This is a genomic window from Bacillus sp. LR_5, assembly GCF_042709275.1.
In genome coordinates this window covers 1-14,790 of sequence record NZ_JAVAXX010000160.1, presented here as the reverse complement: position 1 = coordinate 14,790, position 14,790 = coordinate 1, and the positions used below count along the sequence as shown (strand labels likewise).

The following is a 14,790-nucleotide window of genomic DNA, read 5'->3' as shown; positions in this document are numbered from 1 at the left end:
GAGACCCCCATTGACTATTTTTTACATCTATTTATTACAATATCTCATTTTTCCATTTTTCAGTCAATAATTCATAAGGTTCATTTTTTGTCGTAAAATGGGAAATTGACAGAGTGAAAAACAAAAAAAGCCGGCATGTATTTGAACACGCCGGCTTTCCTTTTCACTTTTTATGATTCGCTGCTGTTTCGGTCCCGAAACACAATGGCACTTCTTTCATATTCTACATCGCCAATACCGCTTCTTGCATTCACAACCCGGGCGGCGGCAAAGAAATAATCGGACAGACGATTGAGATAACGCAGCACTGTTTCATGAATCTCCTCCGATTTCATCAGCGCCACCACTCTTCGTTCTGCCCGCCTTGTAATGGTGCGTGCGATATGGAGAAGCGAAGCACACTTTGATCCGCCTGGAAGAATAAATTTCTTCAGTTCCGGCGCTTCTGCTGTATAGGCATCAATGCGCGTTTCTAAAAAGGAAACAGATTCTTCCGTTAGTTTATAGTCTTTTCTTTCTGTGACGATTGCCAGATCGCCTCCGCAGTCAAACAGCTCATGCTGGATGGTCAGCAGCTCGGCTGTCAGATCTTCAAAGCCGGGCTGCCCGGAAAGCTCTGCCAAAGCAAGCCCGATAAAGCTGTTAAGCTCGTCAATCGTGCCGTAGCTTTCGACGCGTAGGCTGTCCTTGTCCGTTCTGCCCCCGACTAAGCCCGTTTGTCCCTTATCGCCTGTTTTTGTATATAGTTTCATACCCTGAATCTCCTTTACAGACTTATTCAAACAACTCAGCAGCCTCTTTTATACATTCAGCTGTCCCTTTCTTTATCAATTGGTTCAGCCGCTGTTCTATGTTTTCTGATTGCTGAGTTTGAGTCGCGGCGATGAGAATATCACCTGTGCCTCCTCCGTCTCCCAGCACTTTCGTCCGTTCTGCTTCGGCAGCCATAAGAGCTTTGATGAAGAATTGATCTGCCGCATAGCCGTTAATCAAAATCCAAATCGAAAAGCCGGTCTGAACGCATATGAAAACGGATAACTCTCCGTCTTCATATGTTCGATACACGAAACGGTCAAGTCTTTCTGAAGAAGCCATCGCACACGTCTCCTGCAGTTGAAAACCGCTTTCTGAAAGACAGGCCGTAAGTCCTTCTATCGGATCTGGCTGATCTGGCAGCCGTTTATGGATCAGCGTCCTGCTCCACGAAAACCCTGCACCGATAGGCGTGGAGGACAATGTTCGAAGCGGGATTTCCGTTTGCAGAAGAATGTCATCACGCCCCGCTTGGAGCAATGCTTCAAATGGGATAGACTGCCGCTTCACGCTATCTTTTTCAGGCTGAATCACAATCATCGGTTTAGGTGAGCTTTGATGAACCAAGGCGGTGACATCTGTATCGTACACCGCCTTTATGCTTTGTTCTGTAACAGCATATTCCGGTTTTTGCTTAGGCCCGGCGGTACCGTTTTTCATAAACATGAGCCCATCACAGTACAGGCTTGCGGTGTTCAGATCATGAAAAACGCTGACAGCTGCCAATCCGCTTTCTCTCGTCAGGCGTTTGATCAGATCAAGCAGGTCTTTTTGATAAGCCAGATCGAGAAAATTAGTCGGCTCGTCCAAAAATAAAATACGCGGCTGCTGCGCCAAAGCTTGTGCCAAATACACCCGCTGCTGTTCCCCTCCGCTTAGTTCGCGAATCGGCCTTTGCGCAAAATTGGCCACTCCTGTTTGCTCCATTGCTTCCTGTACAATGGCTTCATCCTTTTCAGTCTGCTGTCTGAACAGCCCCGTTTGGAATGGATATCTGCCAAAGGCTACAGTTTCTTCGACGGTAAAGGTGAAGGCTTGATCCGTTTTTTGCGGCAGGACGGCCATGATTTGCGCCAGTTCCTTCGGTTTATAGTCCGCCAGCAGTTTTCCGGCCAGATAAACGCTGCCTTCCTTGGCCGGCAGCGTACCTGTCAGCAAGTGCAAAAGCGTGGTTTTTCCGCTTCCATTAGGGCCAAGAATTCCGAGAAATTCTCCCTTCTCCACGGTTAAGCTGATATTGTTAATTAGGCGGCTGTCGCCGTATCCTCCCGACAGCCCTTCTGCCTTCATCATAAGCTTCTCCCCCCGCGGTGCTGCCGAATTAAAATAAGAGCGAACACAGGCGCTCCCGCCAAGGACGTAATGATCCCGATCGGCAGTTCAATCGGCTCAATGATGGTTCTGGAAAGCAGGTCGGCTAAAACGAGAAATCCTGCCCCGAGCAAGGCGGACAGCGGCAGTAAATGCCGATGGTCGGTTCCCCACAAAAGCCTTGTGATATGCGGAATCACAAGGCCGACAAAGCCAATCGTACCCGATACTGCCACAGCGCTTCCCGTCAAAAGAGATCCGGCTATTAAAATCATCATCTTCCTCTGCTGAACGCTGACTCCAAGAAGCTTTGCTTTATCTTCTCCATATGTCATCACGTTCAGTTCCCTTCCGTTTATAATCAATAAAGTGATTCCCAAAAGAAAAAACGGGAGAAACAAAATAACATAGCTCCAGCCCCTCATTGAGACGCTGCCAAGCAGCCAATGCACAATCGGAAGCAGGTTGTCTCCTGTCAAGGCGATGATAAGAGAAATAAATGCGCCCAAAAAAGAGTTAGTGATGACACCGGTCAAAATGAGGGTGGAAACAGACATCGAAGCATGAACGAGGCGGCTGAAGAAAAGGACCGCCGCCATCGTGGCAAGTGCCGCGGCAACACTCACAACCGGGAGTGTAAACTCTCCGATGACAGGAAGGTGCAGACCTAAGAACAGAGTCACAACAGCTCCGACTGAAGCACCGGATGACACACCTAGCGTATAGGGATCAGCAAGTGGATTTTTCAATAATCCTTGAAAAGCGGCCCCTGCAATAGAAAGAGCCGCCCCCACAAGGGCGGCCAGCACAACTCTCGGCAGTCTGATATTCATCATAATATTAGTGTACATCGGATCATCAGAACCGATAGAGCCGCCGAAACCTTGATGCCAAAAGACACGAAAAACAGCGGGAATAGGAATATGCAGGCTGCCGCAAGAAATTCCTAAGATGATGCTCACGGCTAAAAATGAGAAACCAATGATATATGCGGCATAACGATTATTCCTTAAACGTATCCGGGTAAATGCTTTCCGCAAGTTCTTCGACCCCTTCGATCAGACGGGGACCGGAACGTGTCACAAGATCAGGGTCCACATCATATACACGATGATGTTTCACAGCATTGATTTCGCTCCAGCCATCGCGTTTTTCCACAGCTTTCGCTTTCACACCGTCCGTTGTAACAATTGCATCAGGATTGAGTTTTACGATCGCCTCGTCTGTCATTTGCACCCATCCTGTCTGATCCGCAGCTGCGTTTTTAGCATGGATGACATTCAGCATTTCATTCATAAACGTATCTTTTCCGGTTGTATAAATGTCAGGATCAGGAGAAACCTCGATAAATACGCTTTTCTCCTCGTCTTTTGAAATGGTTTTCACTTTTTCTTTAATATCCTTTAGATCTGATTTCATGCGTTTCACGAGCTGATCAGCTTTTTTCTCCGCCCCGCCAGCTTCTCCGATCATTTCGATTGATTTGTACACCTCGGAGAATGATTGTGCATCATTGACAGTCAGCACTGTAATGCCCGCGTCCTTCAGCTGTTTGATGGCATCTGCTGATGCTGACATGGAAGACTCATGGGCCAGAACGAGATCTGGTTTTAGAGAAATGACTTTTTCAACGTTTACATTCATATCTCCGACTTTCTCAACCTTTTTGACTTCCTTTGGATAGGTATCGTTTGTGGTGACACCGACCACTTTGTCACCAAGGCCGAGTGCGTATGTAATTTCTGTGTTGCTCGGCATTAATGAAACAATCTTTTTTGGCTCTTTTTTGATGGTTACATCTTGGTTTGACGCATCATCAATAGTGACAGGGAACGCTTCTGTTTTTTGTTTTGCCTTTGAATCCTTCTGATCCGCAGGATTGCCGCAGCCTGCCAGCATAACAGCAGCCAGCAGGAGCGCAGTCCATATCCCGGCTCGTTTTTTCATAATCTTTTCCTCCTAAACGAACTAAAAAAGCATCTCTACGACGGTAAAGATGCTGTAAACAACACAAAAAAGCCTATTGTTTACACATCATCTGTCCTCGCAGAATTCGTGCTGATCAAACAGGCAGGTATCCTGGCTCTTGGCGCTTGGCCAATTACAGTGGCGGGACCGCACCGGCTTTTACCGGTTTCCCTTTTAAGCCGACTGTTGTTAACGGACCGGCACCTATTTGACATTCGTATCCTTTTTTCGGAGTAATTATACTATATGACTGACAGGCTTGTATATGTGTCCTGAATGACTTTTTCCCATATTGTGTATGGGAGCAAAATCCTCGTAAACACTAAATTTGATCTTGTATACTTAATACCATCATCAATCAAAAGGAATGATTCTTATGGATTTACAGCTAAAAGACAAACTCGTCTTAATCACCGGCTCGACGTCCGGTATCGGGAAAGCCGCCGCAAAAAGCTTTCTGCAAGAGGGTGCGGCAGTCATTGTCAACGGACGCAAACAGGAGACTGTCGATCGCACCATTGAAGAGCTTTCTGGCTATGGAACAGTGCACGGTGCTGCTGCCGATTTGTCAAAAACAGATGAAGCAGCGGCTTTTATCGAAAAAGTAAATGAAATCGGTGATATCGATATCCTTGTCAACAACCTTGGTTTCTTCGAGGTAAAAGACTTCGCCGATGTGACAGATGAAGAGTGGAATCAATATTTCGAAGTGAACGTGATGAGCGCCGTTCGGACAAGCCGTCACTTCCTTCCAAAAATGCTTGCCAAAAACAGCGGCCGCATTTTAAATATTGCAAGTGAAGCAGGCGTCAAACCGCTGCCAACGATGATTCCATACTCAATGACAAAAACGGCGCTGATCAGCCTTTCAAGAGGAATGGCTGAAATGACAAAAGGCACAAATGTGACGGTCAACTCAGTGCTCCCGGGACCTACTTGGACAGAGGGTGTGGCATCCTATATGGAAGGCGCCGCACAAGCAGCCGGCCAGGATACAGATACATTTATCAAAGACTATTTCAAGGTCAATGAGCCAACCTCACTTATTCAGCGATACGCGACAGCAGAAGAAGTCGCCAACACAATCGTATTCCTCGCGTCTGACGCCGCATCCGCCATTAACGGCACGGCACAGCGTGTGGAAGGCGGCATTATCCGTTCTCTGTAGTATAAAAAAACGCATCCGTGTTTCGGATGCGTTTTTTTTATACGTCTCCAGCAAATGGTACCGGCTGATATCCGCCTGTTTCCAGTTGTGCTGAAAACAATCCTCCAGCGTGAGGCTGCTCGTATCTCTCTTTTTCTGTCATTTGTTCTGTTGCCGTTGTAATGTAAAGAGTTTTTAAGTCTCTGCCGCCGAACGCGCAGCACGTGACATATTTAGCCGGCACGCTGATTGAATTGATTTCTTTTTTCTGAAACGGGTCAATGTGAACAACGCGGCTGCCGCCAAACAGCGCCACCCACAGCATGCCATTTTGGTCAATTGTCATGCCGTCCGGCAATCCGTCCGACTGATCAAAACGATAGACAGGTTCTGGATTCGAAACATCTCCGCTTTGAGGATCATAGCTGTAACGCACAATCTCCTGCGTCGGCGTATCGATGTAATACATCAAATTCCGCTCGCGGTCCCAATCCAAACCGTTTGAGGTGGAGACTTGATCCTTGATTTTGACAAGACTGCCGTCTAGATTCAAACGGTACAGCGACGCCTGTTTTTGCTCGCCTTCCATGCTCGTCGTCCCCGCCCAAAGCCTTCCGTACGGGTCACATTTAGCATCATTAAATCTCAGGCTCTCATGCATGTCCTTCGGCTGTTTAATTTTTTCCAAGCTGTCATCCCGAAGATGATACAGGTAAAACCCGTCCTTCATCGTCATAATCAGTTCATCCTTTGAATATTTCGCAAGCGCCGTCACAAAGGATTTGAATTTGATTGATCGGTTGATTTTTTCTTCAGGGTCAAAGATATGGAGCTCGCTCCCCAGGATATCAACCCAATATAAGCGGCCGTTCTCTTCATCCCATAACGGGCCTTCTCCAATCACTGCCCGAGTGTCTGCTTCCAATACTGCATCCATGTGTTACACCTCTTTAGCTTCAGTCTATATATTGTTATTCCCGGCAAAGAGGTGTCCAAACCACTTGATGTTTAATGTTTTTTAAAAAGGATGGTAATGACCGTTCCAATGTTCATTCTGCTGTTCACATGTATCGTTCCGTTATGCAGATGGACAAGCTCCTTGGCAATCGCGAGCCCGAGACCCGTTCCGGCAGTTGAATCTTTTGTGTTCGTCCCTCTGTAGTAACGGTTAAACAAATGGGTAATCGTTTCTTCATCCATTCCTTTCCCATTGTCCTTCACCTTTAAAGATATATGATTTTTTGTTTGCTCCAGAATGACTTGAATCTCTGTTCCTTTGTCGTTGTGCTTCACGGCATTCCCAAGGAGGTTTTCTAATATGCGCCTGAACCACGCTTCATCAAGGGCAAATTCAATATGCTCTTCTTTGGATACAAACGAGATATCATACCCTTCAGAAAACGGATTTTTCTTAAAATCCTCAATGACATTTTTAAAAAACGGGATTAGGCTAGTGAGCTTTCTCTCAATAGGAAGAGCATCATTTTTCAGGCGATACGTTAAATTTAAGTCTTCAATCAGCTTGGACATGTATTCAGATTTTTCTCTGACAACCTGCCCCATTTCTTTCACTTCTTCCGGCGACCAGTCATACTGCTTCGACTCGAGCATCATGCTGTAGCCGTAAATGCTGCTGAGCGGTGTTTTTAAGTCATGTGACAAACCGGCAATCCATTCTTCCCTTGTCGCCTGGATTTTTTCTCTGTTTCTTTTATCCCTTCTCAGCGTTTCAGTCAGCTGATCCATTGATTCAAATATCTCACCGAAGAAGCGGTACGGCTGTTTGATTTTTCCCTTTTTATTTTTGCTGACAGGACGGCCGTCCCGGTTTCTGGGTTCCTCAAGCTTCCCTTTTGACAGATTGACCAGCCATCTAATCGTGTGAAAAATCGGCAGCCCGAATCGGAACATATACCAAACGGTCATCCAAATGATATACATGAACAAAACGGCCATCACGAGAAACATCGCTTTTAATACAACCTTCAGGAATGATTTGTTAAACTCCTGATCGGTTACATAGACTGGGTTCGGCACCGTAGCGACCATCCATCTGTCTTTATTGAGGATCTTAACGGAAATTTCCCGTTTATAGTTCCAAGGCTTAGAGCTGTATTTAAGCAGCTCCAGCTGGTTCATCGTTTTTCTTTCGCTTTTTGTGCTGTTGATGCTGTCGAGAATCTTTCCATTGCTGTCTAACAGGTAAATGGCGCCTTTTTTCCGTTTAATATAGTCGATGGTACTGGACTTATAGTGCGCTAGTGAGTCTATCTTTTGTTCGCGCTTTTCAACGGAAGTCAGGAGCTGTTCACTTTTTGATTTCCAGCCGGACAATAGAAGATACGACTTATCTTCAATATTGATGGCCCAATAATTCAGTTTATAGTTATGAAGCTTTTTGGTTTTATAAATAGACAAAAGCTCTTTCTTGGTATAGGTGCCCGGCACGTCTTTTGGCACGCCGTAGGAATAATCAGTGTTTCCTTCCGAATCAATGATTTGCATCCAGCCGTGCTGTTTATCAACAGATTTCTTCAGGAAATTATCCACTTCCCATGTCCCGTCTTCGTTTACATCGAGATATGCCTCAAGTGTGTCGGTCGTTGCCTTCGTCAGCCCTGAATTGGATTCCGCATCGCTAAAACGAGCGTCTAAATAGAAAAACGACGCAACAAGCATAACCGTAAGCAGCAGGATCACAATCAGCATCTGGCCGAAAAAGTGAAACAAAAACTTCCATCTTAACCTCATGACCGCTTGCCTTCAGGATTTGGGATAAAACGATAACCGAGACCTCGAACGGTTACAATATACTCCGGATTGCTCGGATCGCGCTCAATCTTCTCCCTAAGCTTGCGAATATGAACCATGACGGTGTTGTTGTCACCGTAGGAAGGATAGCCCCATACTTTTTCATATATTTGATCTTTGGAAAGCACCACGTTAGGGTGTTCACAAAAATACTGCAAAAGCTGCAGAAGCTGGGCTGAACAGGCAACGGCTTCCCCGCCTACGATCAACTCGGCATTTTGCGGAGAAAAAGTAAAGTAATCATATGTGTAGGTTTGATTTGAACTCGTTTCTTTCGATTGATATGTACGCTTGAGATGCGCTCTGATCCGCGCCGCTAATTCCAGCGGATTAAATGGTTTTGTGATATAGTCATCAGCTCCAACCGCAAAGCCCGATAATTTGTCCGCGTCGGATGATCTTGCCGTCAGGAAAAAAATCGGAGCGTCTGAATACTCTCTGATCAGTGTGCAGGCTTCAAAACCGGACATTCCGCCCATCATGACATCCAGCACAATCAAGTCAACCTTATTGGCCTTCACAACGGGAATCGCTTCTTCTGCGCTTGCCGCATCCAGTATATTTCGATAACCTTCTTTTTCGAGAACGCGTTTGATCATGTCCACAATCGCTTTCTCATCGTCTACGATTAAAATTGACGCATTTTCCACTTTTATGTTCCTTTCTGTCACTGTTTTTTTCATCTTATCATTATATCGTTTATTTATGGTACATTTTTGAATACATTGGAGCTTGGCAAATCAAAACAGCAAAAAAGGAGCAAACAAGCGCTCCCTTTTGATGTTTTTTCATATGAAAATATTATGAGTTCTCATCTATCATGTACAAAATAAACTCCCAAAACCCCGGTACATCCTGACACAAAAGCATATCAGCCTTTTCAAACATTTTGATCTTCAGCTCTTGCTCTAAATCTTCTCTTTCTTGATAGGACGTATTGCTGAGTTTTTTTCTGATCATCGGTGAAAAGCATGCAATCAGGTGCTCAATGTCATAAGTCTCGTCTTTTTGTTTCTTTTTTTGTTCAAACTGGCCGTTCACAGCTTACTTTCCCCCCTTTTTTTGCGCCGCTAGCTGCTTTCTGATATTCTCCAGCCCCTTTTTATGAATGTTGGAGATGTTTTGTCGGGACTCCCCTAATGAATCTGCAATCTCCTGCATCGTGGCACCGTGAAGATAGACTTTCGTCAGCACACTTTTTTGTTTGTCAGTCAGCTTCTGGATCGCTTGGTAGAGCTGGTAATCCTGTACATGCTGGCTCAAATCATCCTGCCTGTCTAAAAATTCTTCAAATGCATCGCTACCTGTTTCGGAAGGAAGCCGATCTCCCGCCTCCGGATGATCAACCGTCAGCGGATACCGTTTTTGGTTTTTGCGAACCCGCTTATCAAAATCAATAGAAAAGATGCGAATCATTGAATTCATATACTTGACGATGCGGATTTCTTTATAAAATTGCTTAAATAGCTCGTCCAATGATTTTGCATCTTTTTCGTTAGGGCTTTCCATTACGTTTTTGAACAAACGGTAATGCTGAGGATTGCTCAAAAAATGCTTCACGATGGGATGCTTCATTATCTCCTTACATTTTGACCGTAAAAGACTTTGATAGTCCATCAAACCGCCTCCCTACTAAATTAAATGAAGGAAAGCAAAAAAAAGTAAACTACTACTTTCCGCCTAGTGTCTTCCAAAATACTTTGCAGCAGTTTACGTTTTATCGGTTTTCCTTCACTTACAAACATGACTGCAGAAAAAGAAGGGAGGTATTTTCCTATGGATCAGGTTTTTATAGAGGAAGTCGTAAAACAGATCGGCAATTTGGGGTTTCCCGCGCTGATTGCAATGTATCTGCTGACCCGATTCGAAAAGAAGTTTGATCAACTAATAGAACTAATGACAGAACTGAAAGATCATGCAAAAAAATAATTTTTCAATCGAAGTTGACTTTTCACTGGTTTTTTTCACTTAACAAAACAGAAGGGAAAACGAAAGGCCTTTCACCTTCTCTTTCTGCTATCACATTAAATTTAAGGAGGAAACATTTCATGAAAAAACAAAATGACATTCCGCAGCCAATTAGAGGAGACAAAGGAGCAACGGTAAAAATCCCGCGCAATATTGAAAGAGACCGGCAAAACCCTGATATGCTCGTTCCGCCTGAAACCGATCATGGCACCGTCAGCAATATGAAGTTTTCGTTCTCTGATACTCATAACCGATTAGAAAAAGGCGGATATGCCCGTGAAGTGACAGTACGTGAATTGCCGATTTCAGAAAACCTTGCATCCGTAAATATGCGGCTGAAGCCAGGCGCGATTCGCGAGCTTCACTGGCATAAAGAAGCTGAATGGGCTTATATGATTTACGGAAGTGCAAGAGTCACAATTGTAGATGAAAAAGGGCGCAGCTTTATTGACGATGTAGGTGAAGGAGACCTTTGGTACTTCCCGTCAGGCCTGCCGCACTCCATCCAAGCGCTGGATGAGGGAGCTGAGTTCCTGCTCGTGTTTGACGATGGATCATTCTCTGAAAACAGCACGTTCCAGCTGACAGATTGGCTTGCCCACACTCCAAAAGAAGTCATTGCTGCGAACTTCGGCGTGACAAAAGAAGAGATTGCCAATTTGCCTGGCAAAGAAAAATATATATTTGAAAACCAACTTCCTGGCAGTTTAAAAGATGATATTGTGGAAGGGCCGAATGGCGAAGTGCCTTATCCATTTACTTACCGCCTTCTTGAACAAGAGCCGATCGAATCTGAGGGAGGAAAAGTATACATTGCAGATTCGACAAACTTCAAAGTGTCTAAAACCATCGCATCAGCGCTCGTAACAGTAGAACCCGGCGCCATGAGAGAACTGCACTGGCATCCAAATACCCACGAATGGCAATACTACATCTCCGGTAAAGCTAGAATGACCGTTTTTGCATCTGACGGCCATGCCAGAACGTTTAATTACCAAGCCGGTGATGTCGGATATGTACCATTTGCAATGGGTCATTACGTTGAAAACATCGGGGATGAACCGCTTGTCTTTTTAGAAATCTTCAAAGACGACCATTATGCTGATGTATCTTTAAACCAATGGCTTGCCATGCTACCTGAAACATTTGTTCAAGCGCACCTTGACTTGGGCAAAGACTTTACTGATGTGCTTTCAAAAGAAAAGCACCCAGTAGTGAAAAAGAAATGCAGTAAATAAAAGACTTGCGGCTTGCAGAGAGCACTCGTTCTCTGCAAGCCTTCATAAGGAGCTGAACCAGTGAAACATCAAAACCCTTCAAAACGCTTATTGCGGCTCTCCATAAAGTACTTGCTAGCCGCAGCAGCAGTGGTGTTGACCTATTTTGCTGTCATCTATATATTGTTTTCTTTAGCGGGAACGAGCTACCGCTCAGCAGCTCATGTCCTGCTTTTTGCCGTGGTATTTCTTGTTCTCGGATTATGCTTTGAACCATTTGAAAGGCTGATGATACATAGCTTTACATTTTTCAAGACAGGAAAACGTCTATTCATTCTCCTTGCCGGCATCGTACAGCTGCTGTTTTTGTGGATGACTGCTCATACAACAGACCAATTGATCAGCGACATTTGGCTGTCCACCACAGAAGAAATGATTGTCGCAGCCGTTTTTTTGATTTTAGACAAATGCAACTCGGCTCTTCCCAGCTAAAAAAAGAACGCATTCCAATTGGATGCGTTCTTTTTATTCATAGCGAAGCGCGTCTACAGGCTGAAGCTTCGAAGCCTTGATAGACGGAAGCAAGCCGAAGATAATGCCGACTGCCATTGAAAAGATGAGTGCTCCGACAACAGCTGGAATGGAGACGATAAAAGGCATCGGAAAAATGACCGTCAGCAGCTTGGCGATGCCGAAGCCCGCCAGCACACCGAGTATTCCGCCAATGCTTGTCAGCACGACAGCCTCGGTTAAAAATTGAAATAAAATCACACGCCGCTTAGCACCGAGCGCTTTCTTAATTCCGATTTCCCTCGTGCGCTCCGTTACGGAAACGAGCATAATGTTCATGACGCCGATACCGCCCACCAAAAGTGAAATACTGGCGATTCCGCCAAGCAGCAATGCAAATGACTGATTAAAGGACTCCACTTCCTGCGCGATCTCCTGAAGATCCATTACACTGTACTCTGCTTTTTCCAGCTCAGCTTCTGACAGTCCCTGATTTAAAAGATCTGCAGCCATTACACCCGCTTCTTGGATATGCTCAGAAGAATCAGCCTGCACGGCAATCTGCGTTGGCGCGTCAAACCCTTCAATAAGCGGCCACACTTTTTTCGGCACGTACAAAACCGGGTTCGCGTAGTCGCCTTCAAACATGCTTTCCTGTTGATTTTTTTCTTTAAAAACACCGACGACCTTAAACGGCACACCATTCATCTCAATGCTTTTATGCAGAGCTTCTCCGTCCGGAAACAGTTCATCTCTGACAGCTTCATTGATCATCACCACTTGGTGTGTGCTGTTTAAATCATTTTCTGTCAGCTTTCTCCCTTCGGTTATTCGGATTGGAAACATGTCGAAGTAATCATCGTCCACTCCATACACTTGGGGATACGAAACGTTAGTTAAATGAAAAACGCTCGCGCCTTCTGATAAGTAATATAAGGATAATCCTTTGACCATCGGATCTGATTTGATCGCCTTTACTGTTTCTTCCGCTACAGGCGGCGCGGACGCATACGACACCTGAGGGCCGCCGCTCTCCTCTTCTCCGCCAGACGGTTGGTAGACAACATTGATGGCGTTGTTTCCCATGCCGATCATACTTTGCTTTAATTGCTCACTTTGGCCCTTCAGCATTGAAACAATCGCGATGATTGCCGCTATGCCGATAATCACGCCGAGCATTGTCAGAATGGATCTTAATTTATGAGAGAAAATGGACTGAAAGGAGATTCGAATATGTTCAAGCATGGCTGATATCCCCTCTCTCATCTAATACCAGCTCTCCGTCTCTGATAAAAACGGTTCTGTCAGCTTTTTTGGCGACGTCCGGGTCGTGGGTTATCATAATAATGGTCTTGCCTTCCCGATGCAGTTCAGAAAACAGTGACAAAATTTGTTCACTTGATTTGGTATCAAGGGCCCCGGTCGGTTCATCAGCTAAAATAAACCTCGGCTGATTGACAAGGGCCCTCGCTATCGCCACCCGCTGCTTTTGGCCGCCGGACAGCTTAGGCGGTTTGTAGGAGACCCTGTCTTTTAATCCGACCTTTTCCAGCGCTTCATATGCCCGTTGCCTTCTCTCTTTTTTCTTCACTTTATTGTAGATCATCGGCAGCTCGACATTTTGCAGCGCGGTGAGACGCGGAAGCAAATGGAAAGTTTGAAACACAAACCCGATTGATTCATTGCGAATTTCGGCTAAAGCCCCGTCTTTCCCTTTCAATATATCGATCTGGTCAAGCGTATAGGTTCCTGAGGTTGGCCTGTCCAAACAGCCGATAATATTCATTAGCGTTGACTTTCCAGAACCGGAAGGCCCCATAATAGCTAAAAACTCCCCCGCCTGAACAGTCAGATTGATATGTTTCAAGATTGGAACTTCTTCTTTTCCCAGCTTGTACGACTTCGAAATATTATTCAGTGTCAGCATTGACTGTAACCTGCTTTCCTTCCTTGACCGCGGGATCAGGATAGATCACATAATCTTCCGGCGTCAGGCCGCTCTTAATTTCCACCATGTCATTTTCATCAGTCTCTCCGATTTCAACAGGCTGCTTAACCGCTTTCTGATTCTCATCAGCTTTCCACACATACGGTTCGCCGTCATCCTGAATGACCATGTCGGACGGCAGCTTGATCGTATCCGCATCAGCATTATCACTCATCACTTCGATGTTGACATGATAGCCGACTTCAAGACCTTTATGGCTGTCTAATAAAATGGTGAAAGGATAGTTAGAGGACTGGGGGTTCATTTCTTCATCAGCAAAGCTTTCTGATTCTTCACCCTCGCCTGCTCCCGCTGGAAGCTTGCCGATCGAGGTGACCTTTCCTTTCCACTCGCCCTCACCGCCTGTTTTCAGCGTGACCCTGACTTTGCTGCCTTTTTTGATCATGTCCATTAACAGCTCATTGATTTGGCTTTTGACCAGATATTTGCCCGTCGAAACAATCTGGATATACGGGCCTGCTGCCTGGTCACCTGTTGCACCGTCAGCGATATCCTGATTGACGCTTTGAACGATTCCGTCATGCTTGCTTGTAATGACATTGGAACCTTTGTTTTTCGTCAGGCCAGCCAGTTCTTTTTGATGCTGCTTCAGTTCAAGCTGGCTTGTTTTCAAATCGAAATTGGCTTGATCAAGTTCATCTTGAAGCTGGGTTTTCTCTTCTTTTCCAGCAACTTTCAGCTTCTTTTCCGTTTCCGTTATTGATTTTTGCAAACGGTTGATTTGCAGATTTGTCATTTCAATTTGCAAATTGGCTTGCTCCACTTCATCAGAATGATCCTCGCCCTCATACTCAAAAAGCTTATCGCCCTTTTTAACCTGATCGCCTTCTTTGACGTATGTTTTTTTAATGCTGCCTTTTTCTGAATCTATGTATACTTTCTGCTGTTTCTCAGGTTCAACCTTTCCAGAAAACGTTTGGCCTGATTCTGAATCTCCTCCCATGTATACCGCGACCGATTCAGCATAGGGCTCCGATGATACGGCAACTTGGTTCATGTGGGTAAAAAAGTAAAAACCGCCAGCGCCGATCCCAGCC

At 45.2% G+C, this 14,790-nt stretch carries 16 protein-coding genes and 1 riboswitch; of the genes, 4 read left to right on the top strand and 12 right to left on the bottom strand.

Annotation, left to right across the window (positions count from 1 at the left end):
* Positions 1 to 170: 170 nt before the first annotated feature.
* Genes RAC86_RS24565 through RAC86_RS24550 form a run of 4 tightly spaced genes read right to left on the bottom strand, consistent with a single transcriptional unit; the run spans position 171 to position 4,071 of the window.
* Complete coding sequence (locus tag RAC86_RS24565) at positions 171 to 752, bottom strand: cob(I)yrinic acid a,c-diamide adenosyltransferase (protein WP_003228501.1); 582 nt, start codon at positions 750 to 752, stop codon at positions 171 to 173.
* Between the two features lie 22 nt (positions 753 to 774).
* A complete protein-coding gene (locus tag RAC86_RS24560) occupies positions 775 to 2,103 on the bottom strand; it encodes an ABC transporter ATP-binding protein (protein ID WP_377886105.1) in 1,329 nt (442 codons plus the stop codon).
* Entirely contained in the window at positions 2,103 to 3,164 is a 1,062-nt protein-coding gene (locus tag RAC86_RS24555) for a FecCD family ABC transporter permease (protein ID WP_046381317.1), read from the bottom strand. Before RAC86_RS24555 ends, RAC86_RS24560 begins: the two co-directional genes overlap by 1 nt.
* Positions 3,127 to 4,071: an ABC transporter substrate-binding protein gene (locus RAC86_RS24550; protein ID WP_377886103.1), complete on the bottom strand. Its 945-nt coding sequence runs from the start codon at positions 4,069 to 4,071 to the stop codon at positions 3,127 to 3,129. The genes RAC86_RS24555 and RAC86_RS24550 overlap by 38 nt, the downstream gene beginning before the upstream one ends.
* Positions 4,072 to 4,176: 105 nt before the next feature.
* A riboswitch (cobalamin riboswitch) is annotated at positions 4,177 to 4,315 on the bottom strand.
* A 153-nt stretch (positions 4,316 to 4,468) separates the two neighbouring features.
* Here RAC86_RS24550 and RAC86_RS24545 point away from each other — a divergent pair.
* A complete protein-coding gene (locus tag RAC86_RS24545; protein ID WP_015384617.1) occupies positions 4,469 to 5,260 on the top strand; it encodes an SDR family NAD(P)-dependent oxidoreductase in 792 nt (263 codons plus the stop codon).
* A gap of 37 nt (positions 5,261 to 5,297) precedes the next feature.
* Here RAC86_RS24545 and RAC86_RS24540 read toward each other — a convergent pair whose 3' ends face one another.
* The 5 genes from RAC86_RS24540 to sigO form a co-directional block, all read right to left on the bottom strand.
* On the bottom strand, positions 5,298 to 6,176 hold the full coding sequence (locus RAC86_RS24540; RefSeq protein ID WP_003228493.1) for an SMP-30/gluconolactonase/LRE family protein: 879 nt from the start codon (positions 6,174 to 6,176) through the stop codon (positions 5,298 to 5,300).
* A gap of 71 nt (positions 6,177 to 6,247) precedes the next feature.
* Positions 6,248 to 7,990 carry a two-component system sensor histidine kinase YvrG gene (gene yvrG, locus RAC86_RS24535; protein WP_144527155.1) on the bottom strand — a complete coding sequence of 581 codons (1,743 nt, stop codon included), beginning with the start codon at positions 7,988 to 7,990 and terminating at the stop codon, positions 6,248 to 6,250.
* Entirely contained in the window at positions 7,987 to 8,700 is a 714-nt protein-coding gene (gene yvrH / locus RAC86_RS24530; protein ID WP_003243545.1) for a two-component system response regulator YvrH, read from the bottom strand. Before yvrH ends, yvrG begins: the two co-directional genes overlap by 4 nt.
* Positions 8,701 to 8,851: 151 nt before the next feature.
* Entirely contained in the window at positions 8,852 to 9,091 is a 240-nt protein-coding gene (rsoA, locus tag RAC86_RS24525) for a sigma-O factor regulator RsoA (RefSeq protein WP_377886102.1), read from the bottom strand.
* 3 nt (positions 9,092 to 9,094) lie between these two features.
* Positions 9,095 to 9,625 carry an RNA polymerase sigma factor SigO gene (sigO, locus tag RAC86_RS24520; protein ID WP_377886104.1) on the bottom strand — a complete coding sequence of 177 codons (531 nt, stop codon included), beginning with the start codon at positions 9,623 to 9,625 and terminating at the stop codon, positions 9,095 to 9,097.
* A 201-nt stretch (positions 9,626 to 9,826) separates the two neighbouring features.
* Here sigO and RAC86_RS24515 point away from each other — a divergent pair, with 201 nt between their 5' ends.
* The 3 genes from RAC86_RS24515 (at position 9,827) to rsiO (ending at position 11,727) form a co-directional block, all read left to right on the top strand.
* Positions 9,827 to 9,979 carry a YvrJ family protein gene (locus RAC86_RS24515; RefSeq protein WP_003244090.1) on the top strand — a complete coding sequence of 51 codons (153 nt, stop codon included), beginning with the start codon at positions 9,827 to 9,829 and terminating at the stop codon, positions 9,977 to 9,979.
* A 119-nt stretch (positions 9,980 to 10,098) separates the two neighbouring features.
* Complete coding sequence (oxdC, locus tag RAC86_RS24510) at positions 10,099 to 11,256, top strand: oxalate decarboxylase (RefSeq protein WP_014477958.1); 1,158 nt, start codon at positions 10,099 to 10,101, stop codon at positions 11,254 to 11,256.
* Between the two features lie 60 nt (positions 11,257 to 11,316).
* Positions 11,317 to 11,727 carry an acid stress-sensitive anti sigma factor RsiO gene (rsiO, locus tag RAC86_RS24505; protein ID WP_003243579.1) on the top strand — a complete coding sequence of 137 codons (411 nt, stop codon included), beginning with the start codon at positions 11,317 to 11,319 and terminating at the stop codon, positions 11,725 to 11,727.
* A gap of 33 nt (positions 11,728 to 11,760) precedes the next feature.
* Here rsiO and RAC86_RS24500 read toward each other — a convergent pair whose 3' ends face one another.
* The 3 genes from RAC86_RS24500 to RAC86_RS24490 form a co-directional block, all read right to left on the bottom strand.
* Positions 11,761 to 12,990 (bottom strand): ABC transporter permease, encoded by a 1,230-nt coding sequence (locus RAC86_RS24500; RefSeq protein WP_003244568.1) that lies wholly within the window; start codon positions 12,988 to 12,990, stop codon positions 11,761 to 11,763.
* Positions 12,983 to 13,672 (bottom strand): ABC transporter ATP-binding protein, encoded by a 690-nt coding sequence (locus tag RAC86_RS24495; protein ID WP_014480848.1) that lies wholly within the window; start codon positions 13,670 to 13,672, stop codon positions 12,983 to 12,985. The genes RAC86_RS24500 and RAC86_RS24495 overlap by 8 nt, the downstream gene beginning before the upstream one ends.
* On the bottom strand, positions 13,656 to 14,790 hold a 1,135-nt coding region (locus tag RAC86_RS24490; protein WP_377886101.1), incomplete at its 5' end, for an efflux RND transporter periplasmic adaptor subunit. The genes RAC86_RS24490 and RAC86_RS24495, both read right to left, overlap by 17 nt.